The organism is Actinoplanes sp. L3-i22, assembly GCF_019704555.1.
Taxonomy (GTDB): domain Bacteria; phylum Actinomycetota; class Actinomycetes; order Mycobacteriales; family Micromonosporaceae; genus Actinoplanes.
The window spans coordinates 3,895,313-3,908,248 of the sequence record NZ_AP024745.1; the positions used below are offsets into that span (position 1 = coordinate 3,895,313).

Sequence of the window (12,936 nt, forward strand, 5' to 3'; positions counted from 1 at the left end):
TCCGCCGAACGGGAGGAGCAGACATGTCGGGGATCGGGAACGAGCCGGTCGTGGTGCTGGTGCACGGGGCGTTCGCGGAGTCGGCCAGCTGGGACGGGGTGCTCGAGCGGCTGGCCGAGCAGGGGGTGACCGCGGTGGCGGCGGCCAACCCGCTGCGGAGCCTGGAGCGCGACGCCGCGTACGTCCGGGACGTGGTCGCGTCGCTCGAACGGCCGGTGGTGCTGGCCGGGCACTCCTACGGGGGTCAGGTCATCACGCAGGCGGCGGGGCGGAATCCGTACGTCAAAGGCCTGGTCTTCGTCTCTGCCTTTGCCCCGGACACCGGGGAGAGCGCCCTGGAGCTCTCCGGGAGGTTCCCCGGCAGCACCCTCGGGGACGCGGTGACCGCGCGGCCGCTGACCGAGGGCGGGGTCGAGCTGTCGATCGACGTGGCCAGGTTCCCGGAGCAGTTCGCCGCGGACGTCGACCCCGAGGTGGCGGCGCTGATGGCCGCGACGCAGCGGCCGGTGGCCGAGCGGGCGCTGGCCGCCGGCCTGGTCGGCGAGCCGGCCTGGCGGACGCTGCCCAGCTGGTTCGTCTGGGGCGACGCGGACCGCAACATCCCGGCGGCGGCGCTGCGGTTCATGGCCGAGCGCGCTCAGGGCCGGGAGCTGCGCGAGATCGCCGGTGCCGGGCACGCCCTGACCGTCTCGCAGCCGGGCGCGGTCGCCGAGACGATCCTCAAGGCGGTCGCCGGCTGACCCCTGCGCCGGGGTGCGGGCGGGTCCGGAGCGGCCGGCGTGTCGATCCGGGCCGCCCCGGCGTCTTCGGCCACTATCTTTGCGGTGCAGCGTGTTGCGGGTGAGGCCACCCGTGTCACGCTTCGTTCGTGTGGTTCCCGGGCGGGCCGAGCGGCGGTCCGCTACTGTGCGCGCCGGGACTGCCGATTGACGGTGGAGGGGCCACCGGACGCACCGAGGAGAGAAGATCGTGACCACCGAGCATCCCCAGCGGGGAACCCTCGGCGCAGGTGACCGGCAGGTCGCGCGACTGCACCCGTTGATCTTCACCGCCCCGGAACCGGAAATGCCGCATCACCTGCGGTCCGAGCTGAACACGTTCCTGATGGTGTACCGGTTCGGCCTGGCCGAGATCGGCACGAAGATCAACATCCTGGCCGAGGAGCTCGCGCACCGCGGTCGCGGCAACCCGATCGAGCACGTCAGCCCGCGCCTGAAGACCCTGGGCAGCATCGCCGCCAAGGCGCGCCGGATCGACTGCCCGCTGACCATCGACGACCTGCGGTCCCGGGTCCGCGACATCGCCGGCATCCGGATCGTCTGCGGCTTCGTGCCGGACGTCTACACGGTCGCCCGGATGCTGACCCAGCAGCCGGACATCCACCTGGTCACGACGAAGGACTACATCGCCGAGCCGAAGGCGAACGGCTACCGCAGCCTGCACCTGATCGTGGAGATCCCGGTGTTCCTCTCCGACCAGGTCGTCGCGGTCCCGGTGGAGGTCCAGCTGCGCACGGTCGCGATGGACTTCTGGGCGAGCCTGGAACACAAGATCTACTACAAGCACGACGCCGACGTGCCGCCCGCGCTGCGCGCCGAGCTGGCCGCCGCGGCCGAGGACGCGGCCCGCCTGGACCAGCGGATGGAGCGCCTGCACCAGGAGATCCACGGCCCCCGGCACTGATCACTTCCAGTTGTAGTTCCGTTTCAGGATCGCCGCGACCCGGGCGAAGCGCATCGGGTCCAGGATCGCGCCCTCGCGGCGGATGCCGGTCTCCTCGACCTCCAGGACCCGGTCCAGCCGCAGCCAGCTGGGCCGCTTGTCGCGGTCCCACTCGCCGGGGCCGAGCGCCAGCCAGTGCCGCCGGCCGTTGCGCTCGTCCTGGCTGGAGAGCATCAGGCCGAGCAGGGTGCGCCCGTCCCGCCCGACGACCAGGACCGGGCGGTCCTTGCCCTTGCTCGCGTCCTCCTCGTACTCCACCCAGGTCCAGACGATCTCGCCCGGGTCGGCGTCGCCGTCCAGGTTCGGCGCGTAGACCAGGTGCCGGCCGCGCTCGCGGGTGGGCACCAGCCGCTTGTCGGTCGGGACCGGACCGGTCCGCCGGCCGCTGACCCGCCGCAACGTGCCCGAGATGCCCGTGAGGATTCTGCCCATCGCGGCACCGTACCGGATCATGCGGCGGCGTCGTAAGGTGTGCGGGAACGACCACTATGGACTGTTCGGGAGGGCTCGTGTCCGATTCGAGGCTGGACACCAGCCGGCCGCATCCGGCCCGGCGCTACGACTACTGGCTGGGCGGCAAGGACAACTTCGAGGCCGACCGGGAGTCCGCGCGCCAGATCGAGGAGCGGATGCCGCTGGTCCGCCTCACCGTGCACGAGAACCGCTGGTTCCTGCACCGCGCCGTGCGCTTCCTGGCCCGGCAGGGTATCCGGCAGTTCCTGGACATCGGCACCGGCATCCCGACCTCGCCGAACACCCACGAGATCGCCCAGGAGATCGACCCCACCAGCCGGATCGTCTACGCCGACAACGATCCGCTGGTGCTCGCCCACGCCCGCGCGCTGCTGGCCGGCGACCCGCGCGGCAGGACCGCCTACCTCGACGCCGACCTGCGCGACCCGGCCCGGATCCTCGGCGACGCGGACCTGCGGCAGACCCTGGACCTGACCCGGCCGGTCGCGCTGATGCTGATCGCGATCCTGCACTTCATCCGGGACGCGGAGGACCCGCGCGGCATCCTCGACACGCTGATCGACGCGCTGCCCGACGGCAGCTACGTGGTCGCCACACACGTCACCCTCGAATACATGACCCCGGAGGAGTACAAGGCGGTCCGCGCGGTCGCCGAGGCGCAGTCGCAGTCGCGCAGCGGGGTGGAGCTGGCCGAGCTCTTCGCCCGCCCCGACCTGACGCCGGTCGGCCCGGGCGTGCAGTCGGTCTCGCAGTGGTGGGCCGAGGACGCCCCCGGCCCGCGCCCGCGCGTCGAGGACGTCGCCTGCAACGGCCTGATCGCCCGGGTGACCAGGGTTAATCGGTCAGCGCGGCGGGCAGCTCGGCGCGAGTGGTGACGCCCAGCTTCGGGAAGATCCGGTAGAGGTGGCTGCTGACCGTGCGCGGCGACAGGAACAGGCGCTGGGCGATCTCCTTGTTGGTCAGCCCCCGCGCGGCCAGCTCGGCGATCCGGGTCTCCTGCGCGGTCAGCGCCTCCCGGTCCGGCCGGCCGACGGACTCGCCGGTGGCGCGCAGCTCCAGGCGGGCGCGGGCGGCCCAGGCGGTGGCGCCGTGCGCGTCGAACAGGCTGGCGGCGGCCCGCAGGTACGGGCGGGCCTCGGCGCTCCGGCGGTCGCGGCGCAGGCTCACGCCGTACGCGAGATCCGCCCGCGCCTTGTCGAAGGGATGCGCCGGCAGCACCTCGGCGACCTGCTCGGGCGAGTGCCCGGCCGGCGACCGGTGCAGCCGCAGCAGCACCCGGGCGGCGAACAGGCCCCGGACCAGCGCCGGTGAGCCGCTGCCGGCCTCCGCGTCCAGCTCGGTGAGCAGCGGCTCGAGCTCGGCGGTCCGGCCGGAGAGCACGGCGGCCTCGGCGAGCGAGCCGAGCGCCCAGAAGCGGACCGTCGGGTGGCAGGCGATGTCGCCGCGGTCGAACATCCGCCCCAGATGATCGAACGCGGCCACCGCGTCGCCGACCGCGAGCGCGGCCGTGCCCCGCACGAGCTGACCGAGGCAGATCAGGTGCGCGCCGTTCGGCAGCAGCTCCCGGACCGAGGCGTCGGCGATCGCCTCGGCCGCCGCCCGGTCGCCCCGCAGGGCCGCGGCCATGCCCCGGGCCAGCCGCGCGAGGATCGCCCACCACGGCTGCGCGGTCTGCCCGGCGAGCGTGATCGCCTCGTCCGCGGCGCGCTCGATCGCGTGCGCGTCGGCCCGGAAGACGCCGATCCACGCGTCGGTGACCAGCGCCTCGGTGAGCCGGCCGAGTCGCTGCTGGGCGCGGCACCGGGCGATCCCGGCGGCGATCAGGGTCCGGGCCGGGGCCACCGCGCCGGCCGCGAGCGCGGCCCAGGCCAGCATGATCTGCTCGGGCGCGTCGACGTACGCGGTGGACAGGAACCGCGCCAGCCCGGCCCGCAGCTCCGCGCCGTGCTCGACCGGGCCGGCCAGCGCGGGCAGGGCGGCGGCCCGGGCGGCCGGCAGCCCGGGGCGGCGCGCCGACCCGGCGATCGCCGCGCGGACGGCCGGCGTCAGCGGCACGAAGAAGAGCTGCAGGACCACCTCGCCGGCGAGGTCGAACGCCGCGTCGGCGACCCGCGCGAAGGCGAGCAGCCGGGTGCCGGTGACCTCGAGGTCCGCCCCGGCGCCACTGTCGTGCCAGGTCAGCCACAGCTGCTCGGGCTCGCCGAGCCGGCCGCGATCGACCAGGTCGAGCATCTCCCGGACGACCTCGGCCGCCCCGGCGTCCCGTGCGCACACCGCCGCCTGGAAGTACCGGTACGCCCGCCGCTGCGGGTCCGCGGAGAGCCGCCCGGCCCGCCCCCACGCGACGGCCGCGTCCCGGGTCGCCCCACGCCGCCACGCCTGCCGCGCCACCGCCTCGCACCGCTCGGCGCCGGTCTCGTCCGGCCCGAGCACGCGCAGGCCGGAGCCGTCGAGCCGGCGCCTGGCCGGGGCGTCGTCCGGCATGCCGAGCAGCAGGGACGCGTCGCCGAGCCGCCGCCCGGCGATCGTCAGGACCTGCCAGGTCTCCTCGTCGAGCCACTGCGCCTGGCCGGCGACCAGCAGCGTGCCCGGTTCGAGCCGGTCCAGCATCGCCAGCGCGACCCGGTAGGCCCGCCGGTCCGGGTGGTCACCGGCCAGGACCTGGTCGATCAGGCGGTCCGCGGCGGCCGGCACCAGCGGGCGGAGCAGCCGCTCCAGCCCGGCGTAGGCGAGGCCGGCCTCCGCCTCGACGCCGGTCACCCGCAGCACCGGGCGCCCGAGCCGGGTGGCCTCGGCGGCCGCGTCGTCCAGCACGGCCCCGGCGTCGTCCCCGACGATCACCAGTGCCGGGCCGGGCTCGTCGAGCGGGTGCGCGCGTGTCACCCGCCGAAAGGTACCTAAATCCGGCTCCCGGCGGGCCGCGAGATCCGTCACGTGACTGCGGAATGACCCAAACGGCCGCCGGGCGCCCGGCCCCCCTTCAAGATCGACATAGGGTCGGGGCATGACCAGGGCGATTCTTCTCGACGGCTATGGACCTCCGGACGTGCTGCGGCTCGGTGAGATCGAGGTGGGCGCGCCGGACGCCGGGCAGATCCGGGTCGCCGTGCGTGCCGCCGGGGTCGGCCCGACCGACCTGGCCATCCGGTCCGGCAAGCTCGGGGCGCGATTCCCCGGCAGCGTGCTCGGATTCGAGGCCGCGGGCGTGGTGGAGAGCGTCGGGCTCGGGGTGGATGACGTCGCGGCCGGGGACGAGGTGGCGGTCCTGCTGCCGGAGCTGGGCGGCTATGCGGAACTGGTGGTCGCCGACCACTGGACGCTCAAGCCGCCGGCCGTCTCGTGGGCCGAGGCCGCCGCGCTGCCCGCCTCCGGGGAGGCCGCGGTCCGGGTGCTCGACCAGCTCGCGGTGGTGGCGGGGGAGACGATGCTGCTGCTGGGCGCGGCCGGCTCGGTCGGGCTGATCGCGACCCAGCTCGCGGTGGCCCGCGGCATCACGGTGGTGGCGGCGGTCCGGCCGGACGACTTCGCGCTGGTCGAGGGGCTCGGCGCGACGCCGGTGGACTATCACGCGGTGGCGGCCGGGCCCGTCGACGCGGTGTTCGACGCGTCCGGCCGCGCCGATCTGCCCGCGATGATCGAGCTGGCCGGTGGGCCGGAGCGGGTGATCACGCTGTCCGACCACCGGGCCGCGGCGCTCGGGGTGGTGCTGTCCGAGATCGAGCCGTCGCGGGTGCGGGCGGCGCTGGCGACGGTGTTCGGGGCCGGGCTCACCCCGCAGGCGCGGACCGTGGTGCCGCTGGCCGAGGCCGGGTCGGCACACGCGCGGCTGGAGAGTGGCTCCGTCCGTACCAAATTCGTTCTTGAGGTCTGAGGGTCTTCAGCGGGGGACGGCGCGCAGGGCCAGGTCGACCGTGGCGTGCAGGGCGGCGCGGCCGACTCCCGCGGTGGCGTGCACGGCGTTGCCCTCGCTGACCACCATCACGTAGCGGGCCAGGGCGACCGGATCCGTCCCGGCGGGCAGGTCGCCCTCGGTCACCGCGCGGGTGAGGCGCTCGGCCAGGGCCGCCTCACCGGCCAGCCGGCTCGCGGCCAGGAACTGCGCGATGTGGCCGTCGTCGCTGCCGCAGGCCAGCCCGCCCTGGATCGACAGGCATCCGGCGGGGCGATCTTCCCTGGTCAGCGCGTCGGCGTTGGCTCGGAGAAAGGCTTCGATCACGGTGTACGCGGTGGGCTGCGCCAGGGCGGCCCGCGCGTAGGCCATGTCGAACTCGGCGTAGCGGGTGACCGCGCGCCGGAACAGCTCGTCCTTGTTGCCGTACGCCGCGTACATGCTCGTGCGGTTGATGCCCATCGCCGCGGTCAGGTCGCTGAGCGACGCGCCCTCGTAGCCCTGGCGCCAGAACACCTCGACGGCCCGGTCCAGGGCCGCGTCGGCGTCGAAGCCCCGCGGCCGTCCGCGCTCCCTGGTGGTCATCCCGGTGCCTCCCCGTCGTCGTGACGCACCTCATCTTAACCGATCGGTACAGAAATAACCGGTCGCGTGCTAGCGTTCCGTCATTCGGTACCGAGCGGTACGGAAATGGGGGGCAGGATCATGGAGACTCTGGGGCGCGTCGGCGTCTGGAGCATGGAGTTACGCGGCGCCGGGCGACCGGCGGTGCGGGACGCCGCGGCCGAGCTGGACCAGCTCGGGTGGCGCACGATCTGGCTGCCCGGCCTGGACGGGGCCGGCGTCCTCGACGACGTCGACCACCTGCTGGCCGCCGCGCCGCACAGCCAGGTGGTCACCGGGGTCCTGAACATCTGGGGACAGCCGGCCGCGGACCTGGCCCCGTGGGCCGCGGCCCGCGCGGACCGGGTCCTGCTCGGACTCGGCATCGGCAGTCCCGCCGGGGCGGCCGCGCACGGGCAGGACTACGGCAGCCCGGTCGCCTCGATGCGGCACTACCTGGACCGGCTCGGGCCGGGCCGGCAGCTGCTCGGGGCACTCGGGCCGAAGATGGTCGACCTGGCGGTCACCCGCACCGCCGGCTGGCATCCGTTCCTGGTGACCCCGGACTACGTGTCGGCGTACCGGGGGCAGGTCGGACCGAGCCCGCTGATCGCGCCGCATCAGGCGGTCTTCCTCGGCACGGACGTCGCCGAGGCGCGGGCGGCGGCCCGGGCCGGCATCGGGATGTTCCTGGGCTTCCCGACCTACCGCGCCAACCTCAAACGCCTGGGCTTCACCGACGACGACCTGGTGCCCGGCGGGAGCGACCGGCTCATCGACGCGCTGGTCGCGCACGGGACCGCCGACGACATCGCCCGGCGGGTCCGCGAACACCTCGACGCGGGGGCGGACCACGTCGCCGTACACGTGCTCGGATCCGCTGTTCCTCCCCTCACGCAGTGGCGTGAGCTGGCATTTCTTTCGAAGGAGAACTGATCATGACCAAGACCGCACTCGTCACCGGCGCCACCTCCGGCATCGGCCTGGCCGCCGCCCGCCGCCTGGCCGCGGACGGCACGCACGTCTTCCTGACCGGCCGCCGGCAGGACGCGCTCGACGAGGCCGTCGCCTCGATCGGCGCGAACGCCACCGGGATCCGCGCCGACGTGGCGAACCTGGACGACCTCGCCCGGGTCGCCGACGAGATCCGGCGCCGCGGCGACGGGCTCGACGTGCTGTTCGCCAACGCCGGCGGGGGCGAGTTCGCCGGGCTCGGGGACATCACCTGGCAGCACTACGCGGACACGTTCAACACCAACGTGGGCGGCACGCTGTTCACCGTGCAGACCGTGCTGCCGCTGCTCAACCGGGGTGCGTCGGTGATCATCACGAGCTCGAACATCGACGTGAAGGGGGCCGCGTCGTTCAGCGTCTACGCGGCCAGCAAGGCGGCGCTGCGCTCGTTCACCCGCAGCTGGGCGGCGGAGCTGGTGGGCCGGGAGATCCGGGTCAACAGCATCGCGCCCGGACCGATCGAGACGCCCGGCCTCAGCGGCCTGGCCCCCGACCCGGCCGCCGCCGAGCAGCTGCTCAAGGGGCTGGCCAGCGGGGTGCCGATGAACCGCCTGGGCAAGCCGTCGGAGATCGCCGACGTGGTCGCGTTCCTGGCCTCGGACGCCAGCTCGTTCATGACCGGCGCGGAGGTCTACGTGGACGGCGGCGCCAGCCAGGTCTGACCGGCCCGGGACCCCGGCCCGGGCGCGGACCGGGGTCCCGCCTCGACCACGGGTGGCAATATTGCCGATCGTGGATGCCAGACAGCTCATGCCGATCGACGTCGACCTCACCCTCCCCACCGGAGTGCCGGTCGAGCTGGTCGACGTGACCGCGGCGGGTTTCGAGCCCGGCCGGCTCGCGGGCGCGCCGGAGCTCGCCTATCTCAGCCTGGCCGGCAACACCGAGCCGGTCCGGATCGCCGGGCTGGCCGCGGTGCCCGGCCTGCTCCGGCTGGACGTCTCCGGCGCGGCCGTCGCCGACCTGCCCGCGATCGCGGCGTTCCCGGCGCTGCGGGTGCTGTCGCTCAACGGCGCTCAGTGGCAGACCCTGCTGGACTCCGGGTGGAGCCCGCGCGGGCTGGCCGCCGCGCGACTCACCGGCCCGCGCACCGCGGCGCAGGTGGCGATCTTCCAGAAGGCGACCGGGCAGGCCGGTTGAGTCAGCGCAGGCTCAGCCGGAACGACCGGGCCCCGGCGGCCCAGGCCAGGTGCAGGTCGGCCGGCTCCGGTTCGCCCTGGTCGTCGAGGCCGATGTGGTTGAAGCCGGCGAAGTTGTGGTTGTCGCGCGCGATGATCGCGTAGTCCGCGACCACCTCGGCCTCGCCGGTGTGCACGACCACGTCGGCCCGGCGTTTGCGGCCCTTGAACCGGACCTCGACCGGCTCGCCGGTGCGCAGATTCCGGCCCCACCCGAACGGCGACCCGATCAGCAGGGTCCCCTCGTGCCGCGTGTAGGCGACCGGGACGGTGTACCGCTTACCGGACTTGCGACCGACCACGTACAGCGTGATCAGGCGCCGGCCGATGCCGCGCGAGATCAGCGGCGTCCGCAGCAGCCCGCGGACGATCCGGTTCGCGACGCCCTGCAGGGCGAGGGTCTGCGCCCGGCCCGCCTGCTCCTCGGCCATACCGCGACTCTTCCGGACCTCCGCCGCCGCCGCAAGACCCGATCAAAATCTTGCGACGGTACGGCGTAAGACCCGCCCCGCCCGCCGGAGTCCGCTCAGGTCAGCAGCCGGATCCGCGGTGTCTCGTGGTCGGTGGCGATCGGCTCCCCGCACTGCGCGCAGCCGACCGTGTGCGGCCGGCCCAGGTTCGTCTGGGTGGAGAAGGTGCCGGCCCCGAGCGGCTCCGGGCACAGGTACCCGAGGTGCAGCCGCACCCACGGCCTCGCGGTCAGGGCGAGCGCCGGCTCGTCCCGCTTGGCGTCGTGGAACGGCGCCCACCACTGGTCCACCACGGCACGCAGGACGGTCCGCCCGGATTCCCCGCTTCCTTCGAGATCGGTGCTGTCGAAAGCGGACACCCGCACCGGCGCCGGGTGCCGCGCGATCCACCCGGGCCGCCCGTCGCCGGAGCAGCTGCCCTCCTCGTCGCCGTGCTGCACCTCGGTGGTGCGCCCGTTGCGCCGGCAGACGAAGCAGTCGAGGCTGATCTCGATCCGCCCGGTCCAGTGCACGTTGTGGGACCGGGCGCCGCCGAGCCCGAGGACGGCCGTCACTTCGATGGATCGCACCATGGGTGGATCCTGGCACGCCGGTCCGCCCGGCTCAGCCCGGGCCGCCGCGCTCGGCGGCGACCAGCTCGCGCACGGCCGGGGCGACGTCCCCGGCGAACTCCTCGATCGCCGCCGGGTCGTCGCCGGCCAGGATGAACGTGCTGATCCCGTGTTCCAGGACCAGCCCGGCGAGGTCCTCGGCCCACTGCTCGGCCGGCCCGTTCAGGAACGAGCGCCCGAACCCGCTGAACGTCCCGTTGATGTTGAGCAGCCGGCGGACCTGCGCCGGGTCCCGGCCGGCCTCCCTGGCGCTGTCGTCGATGTGCTTGTTGATCGTGGCGTAGTCGCCCGGCCCGCCCTCCAGGTACGACAGCGACGGCAGCACCCCGTCCGCGGCCCGCCCGATCAGCCGCAGCATCCGCGGCTTGTACGCGCCGATCCAGATGCTCATGTCGTGCGCCGGCGCCGGCCCCCGCTTGAGCCCCTCGACCTGGTAGTACTCGCCGTGCACGTTGACCGGCCCGGGCCGGTCGGCGTCCCAGACCGCGCGGATCACCTTGATCGCCTCGCCGAGCGCGGAGACCGCCTGGCCGGGGGTGAGCCGCCGGGCGCCCATCGCCTCGATGCCGTCCCAGAACGCGCCGGCACCCAGCCCCAGCTCGATCCGCCCGCCGGTGAGCCGGTCCAGGCTCGCGTGGCTGCGGGCCAGCACGGCCGGCTGCCGCAGCGGCAGGCTGAGCACGTTGCCGCTGAGCCGGATGCGCTCGGTGCGCGCCGCCACGTACGAGATCAGCGTCCAGGTGTCGTGGAACTTCGGCAGGTACGGATGGTCCTGGAAAGTCGCCAGGTCGAGCCCGGCCCGGTCGGCGACGACGGCCAGCTCGACCGCCTGGTGCACCGGCTGCGCGGTGGGCGTGATGAACGTTCCGAAGAGCAGATCGTGGCCGTAGTCGGTCATCGGGTCGCCGCCTTGATGTTGAAGTTGTCGCGGAACAGGTTGCCCGGGTCGTAGCGGTGCTTGAGCTCGCGCAGTCGGTCGAGGGTGGCCGGCGGGAACGCGGCCTCGACGGTCGCCACGCTCTGATCGGTGTCGAAGCTCAGATAGAGACCCTCGAAATGACCGGCCAGGGTGGCCCAGCCGGCGTCCACCCGGCGCTTCGAGGAGCCCATCACGATCACCGAGAAGTTCGCCGAGCGATGGGCGTAGGCGGTCTCCTCCGGCGCGACGTCGGCCACCGCGCCACCGACCGTGCGGATCTGGAACCAGTGCACCGCCCCACTGGCCAGCAGGTCCATCGCGGCCCGCGCGAACTCCGGGGTGAGGTGCTCGATCAGGCCGGACCGGGAGACCGGCTCGCCCGCCCCCTGGTGGTAGCCGCCGTCGGCGGCGTTCGAGATCACCCCGGTGTACGGCGTGAGCACCACGTTCTGCTGGTACAGCGGCGCGATCTGCGCGATCGGCTGCAGCTGCTCGATGATCGTCTCCGGGTCGTCGTTGTCGACCACAGCCATCAGCTGCGCGAACGCCGGCTGCCCGGGCCGCGGCGGCCCCATGATCAGCTGGCCGCTGACGTCGCGCGGCGCCTCCTCGATCGCCCGGCCCCACTTGACCAGCAGCTCGGCCGGGTCGTCGGCGGCCATCACGAGCTGGGCGAAGCCGACGTTGCCGACCTCGTACACCTCGAACTCGAACGAGGTGACCACGCCGAAGTTCGCGCCGGCGCCGCGGACCGCCCAGAACAGGTCGGCGTTCTCGCTCGCCGAGGCGCGCACCACGCGGCCGTCGGCGAGCACCATCTCCACCGCGGTCAGGTGATCGATGGTCAGCCCGTGCTTGCGGGCCAGCCAGCCGACCCCGCCGGCGGTGGCCAGCCCGCCGACGCCGACGCCGCCGTAGTCGCCGGAGCTCAGCGCCCAGCCGAACGGGTCGAGGGCCTGCGCGACGTCCATCCAGCGGGCGCCCGGACCGACTCTGATCAGCCGCCGGGACTCGTCGAGGATCTCGATCGTGTTCATCGCGGCGAGGCTGACCACGATGCCGCCGTCGTTCGTGGACCGGCCGCTGACCCCGTGCCCGGCACTGCGCAGGCCGAACGGCAGGTCCGGGTGCGCGCGGACGAACGCCAGCGCGTCGATGACCTCGGCGGTCGTGCGCGGGCGCAGGACCAGGCCGGGGGAGCCGCCCCGCATGTAGGTCGAGCGGACCCGCGGGTAGTCCAGGTCGCCGGGCTCGACCGCGGTGGCGGCCAGGCTCGCGGGCACGCCGTCGTAGTCGATGCCGGGGCGGCGCTTCGCCCGTACCGAAGCGGGTCTGAAAAGCTCTGAGCCGGCGCCGGACCGCATGGTCTCCCAGGGAGTCAGCTCGGGCAGTTCGTCCGCGCGCACCAGGAAGGTGTCCGCGCCGAGCGCGGCGAGCTCGGCCGGGCCGAGGCCCGGACCGACGATCAGAACCCGCCGGATTTCCCCAGGGTCACGGTCCGCCTCGATCGCCGCCGCATCAATTGACTTGTACGCCGTGGCCAACTCATCCGCGCTGATCAGGTCGAGGTCGGCAACCCAGGCATCGGCCGTGCGCCCGGCCAGCCGCAGCGACCGCTGATCGCTCCCGGTCAGCCAGAGCGGGATGCGGTGCGCCGGCAGCGGCCCGCGCTGGGCCTTGGGCACGTGGTGGTGCGCCCCGGCGAAGCGCAGCGGCCCGGCCTCCCCGGCGTCCAGCACCCCGCGCACGATCGCGGCCACCTCGTCCAGGTGCTCGCCGGTCAGCGCCAGGCTCAGCCGCCCGCCGGAGAGCAGGTCGAGGCTGGCCGCGGCGCGGGCGAGCACGGCCGGCTCCCGGCTCGCGACGCTCAGCCCGGTCGCGACCAGGCCGATCGTGGCGGTGTGGCCGGCGATCCAGGTCAGCAGCGTCCAGTCGTCACCGCCGTCGGGTGCCCCGGGGACCGCGACCAGGTCGTAGCCCAGCTCCTCGGCCCGGCGCGCCCCGGCCACCGAGGTGACCAGCGCGCCGAATCGGGTTGGATGTGTCATCGCGGTCC

Annotated in this window: 14 protein-coding genes; 7 read left to right on the forward strand and 7 right to left on the reverse strand. The window is 74.1% G+C overall.

Going from position 1 to position 12,936, the window contains the following annotated elements; translation table 11 throughout:
- The first annotated feature begins 23 nt into the window (after window positions 1–23).
- Complete coding sequence (locus L3i22_RS17220; protein WP_221327979.1) at window positions 24–740, forward strand: alpha/beta fold hydrolase; 717 nt, start codon at window positions 24–26, stop codon at window positions 738–740.
- Between the two features lie 229 nt (window positions 741–969).
- Window positions 970–1,683 carry a GTP pyrophosphokinase family protein gene (locus tag L3i22_RS17225; RefSeq protein ID WP_255658320.1) on the forward strand — a complete coding sequence of 238 codons (714 nt, stop codon included), beginning with the start codon at window positions 970–972 and terminating at the stop codon, window positions 1,681–1,683.
- Here the strand turns inward: L3i22_RS17225 and L3i22_RS17230 are convergent, their stop codons facing one another.
- Entirely contained in the window at window positions 1,684–2,154 is a 471-nt protein-coding gene (locus L3i22_RS17230; RefSeq protein ID WP_255658321.1) for a type II toxin-antitoxin system PemK/MazF family toxin, read from the reverse strand. It abuts the gene before it with no gap.
- 56 nt (window positions 2,155–2,210) lie between these two features.
- Here L3i22_RS17230 and L3i22_RS17235 point away from each other — a divergent pair, with 56 nt between their 5' ends.
- A complete protein-coding gene (locus L3i22_RS17235; RefSeq protein WP_221327981.1) occupies window positions 2,211–3,071 on the forward strand; it encodes an SAM-dependent methyltransferase in 861 nt (286 codons plus the stop codon).
- On the opposite strand, the gene L3i22_RS17240 is transcribed toward L3i22_RS17235, so the two are convergent.
- On the reverse strand, window positions 3,031–5,079 hold the full coding sequence (locus L3i22_RS17240) for a helix-turn-helix transcriptional regulator (RefSeq protein ID WP_221327982.1): 2,049 nt from the start codon (window positions 5,077–5,079) through the stop codon (window positions 3,031–3,033). The two genes, L3i22_RS17235 and L3i22_RS17240, sit on opposite strands and share 41 nt — an antisense overlap.
- Before the next feature lie 121 nt (window positions 5,080–5,200).
- On the opposite strand from L3i22_RS17240, the gene L3i22_RS17245 reads away from it, so the two are divergent.
- Window positions 5,201–6,067 carry an NADP-dependent oxidoreductase gene (locus L3i22_RS17245; RefSeq protein WP_221327983.1) on the forward strand — a complete coding sequence of 289 codons (867 nt, stop codon included), beginning with the start codon at window positions 5,201–5,203 and terminating at the stop codon, window positions 6,065–6,067.
- A 6-nt stretch (window positions 6,068–6,073) separates the two neighbouring features.
- On the opposite strand, the gene L3i22_RS17250 is transcribed toward L3i22_RS17245, so the two are convergent.
- Entirely contained in the window at window positions 6,074–6,670 is a 597-nt protein-coding gene (locus L3i22_RS17250) for a TetR/AcrR family transcriptional regulator (protein WP_221327984.1), read from the reverse strand.
- 120 nt (window positions 6,671–6,790) lie between these two features.
- Between L3i22_RS17250 and L3i22_RS17255 the strand changes: the two genes are divergently transcribed.
- From L3i22_RS17255 to L3i22_RS17265, 3 genes are all read left to right on the forward strand, one after another.
- Window positions 6,791–7,624, forward strand: coding sequence for a TIGR03620 family F420-dependent LLM class oxidoreductase (locus L3i22_RS17255; RefSeq protein WP_221327985.1), 834 nt, complete (start codon window positions 6,791–6,793; stop codon window positions 7,622–7,624).
- A gap of 2 nt (window positions 7,625–7,626) precedes the next feature.
- Window positions 7,627–8,364, forward strand: coding sequence for an SDR family NAD(P)-dependent oxidoreductase (locus L3i22_RS17260; protein WP_221327986.1), 738 nt, complete (start codon window positions 7,627–7,629; stop codon window positions 8,362–8,364).
- Window positions 8,365–8,434: 70 nt separating this feature from the next.
- Window positions 8,435–8,842 carry a hypothetical protein gene (locus L3i22_RS17265; RefSeq protein ID WP_221327987.1) on the forward strand — a complete coding sequence of 136 codons (408 nt, stop codon included), beginning with the start codon at window positions 8,435–8,437 and terminating at the stop codon, window positions 8,840–8,842.
- Between the two features lies 1 nt (window position 8,843).
- Here the strand turns inward: L3i22_RS17265 and L3i22_RS17270 are convergent, their stop codons facing one another.
- The 4 genes from L3i22_RS17270 to L3i22_RS17285 all read right to left on the reverse strand — a co-directional run bounded on the left by L3i22_RS17270 (window position 8,844) and on the right by L3i22_RS17285 (window position 12,928).
- A complete protein-coding gene (locus L3i22_RS17270) occupies window positions 8,844–9,311 on the reverse strand; it encodes a nitroreductase/quinone reductase family protein (protein ID WP_221327988.1) in 468 nt (155 codons plus the stop codon).
- A gap of 95 nt (window positions 9,312–9,406) precedes the next feature.
- Window positions 9,407–9,922, reverse strand: coding sequence for a hypothetical protein (locus L3i22_RS17275; RefSeq protein WP_221327989.1), 516 nt, complete (start codon window positions 9,920–9,922; stop codon window positions 9,407–9,409).
- 31 nt (window positions 9,923–9,953) lie between these two features.
- Window positions 9,954–10,859: an LLM class flavin-dependent oxidoreductase gene (locus L3i22_RS17280; RefSeq protein ID WP_221327990.1), complete on the reverse strand. Its 906-nt coding sequence runs from the start codon at window positions 10,857–10,859 to the stop codon at window positions 9,954–9,956.
- Window positions 10,856–12,928, reverse strand: coding sequence for an LLM class flavin-dependent oxidoreductase (locus L3i22_RS17285; protein ID WP_221327991.1), 2,073 nt, complete (start codon window positions 12,926–12,928; stop codon window positions 10,856–10,858). The genes L3i22_RS17280 and L3i22_RS17285 overlap by 4 nt, the downstream gene beginning before the upstream one ends.
- Window positions 12,929–12,936 lie beyond the last annotated feature (8 nt).

Excerpts from the sequence above, each read along its gene's own strand:
- L3i22_RS17275 (WP_221327989.1), bottom strand. The coding sequence starts at position 9,922 with ATGGTGCGATCCATCGAAGTGACGGCCGTCCTCGGGCTCGGCGGCGCC.
- L3i22_RS17255 (WP_221327985.1), top strand. The coding sequence starts at position 6,791 with ATGGAGACTCTGGGGCGCGTCGGCGTCTGGAGCATGGAGTTACGCGGC.
- L3i22_RS17250 (WP_221327984.1), bottom strand. The coding sequence starts at position 6,670 with ATGACCACCAGGGAGCGCGGACGGCCGCGGGGCTTCGACGCCGACGCG.
- L3i22_RS17260 (WP_221327986.1), top strand. The coding sequence starts at position 7,627 with ATGACCAAGACCGCACTCGTCACCGGCGCCACCTCCGGCATCGGCCTG.
- L3i22_RS17235 (WP_221327981.1), top strand. The coding sequence starts at position 2,211 with ATGGACTGTTCGGGAGGGCTCGTGTCCGATTCGAGGCTGGACACCAGC.
- L3i22_RS17245 (WP_221327983.1), top strand. The coding sequence starts at position 5,201 with ATGACCAGGGCGATTCTTCTCGACGGCTATGGACCTCCGGACGTGCTG.
- L3i22_RS17280 (WP_221327990.1), bottom strand. The coding sequence starts at position 10,859 with ATGACCGACTACGGCCACGATCTGCTCTTCGGAACGTTCATCACGCCC.
- L3i22_RS17220 (WP_221327979.1), top strand. The coding sequence starts at position 24 with ATGTCGGGGATCGGGAACGAGCCGGTCGTGGTGCTGGTGCACGGGGCG.
- L3i22_RS17230 (WP_255658321.1), bottom strand. The coding sequence starts at position 2,154 with ATGGGCAGAATCCTCACGGGCATCTCGGGCACGTTGCGGCGGGTCAGC.
- L3i22_RS17285 (WP_221327991.1), bottom strand. The coding sequence starts at position 12,928 with ATGACACATCCAACCCGATTCGGCGCGCTGGTCACCTCGGTGGCCGGG.
- L3i22_RS17270 (WP_221327988.1), bottom strand. The coding sequence starts at position 9,311 with ATGGCCGAGGAGCAGGCGGGCCGGGCGCAGACCCTCGCCCTGCAGGGC.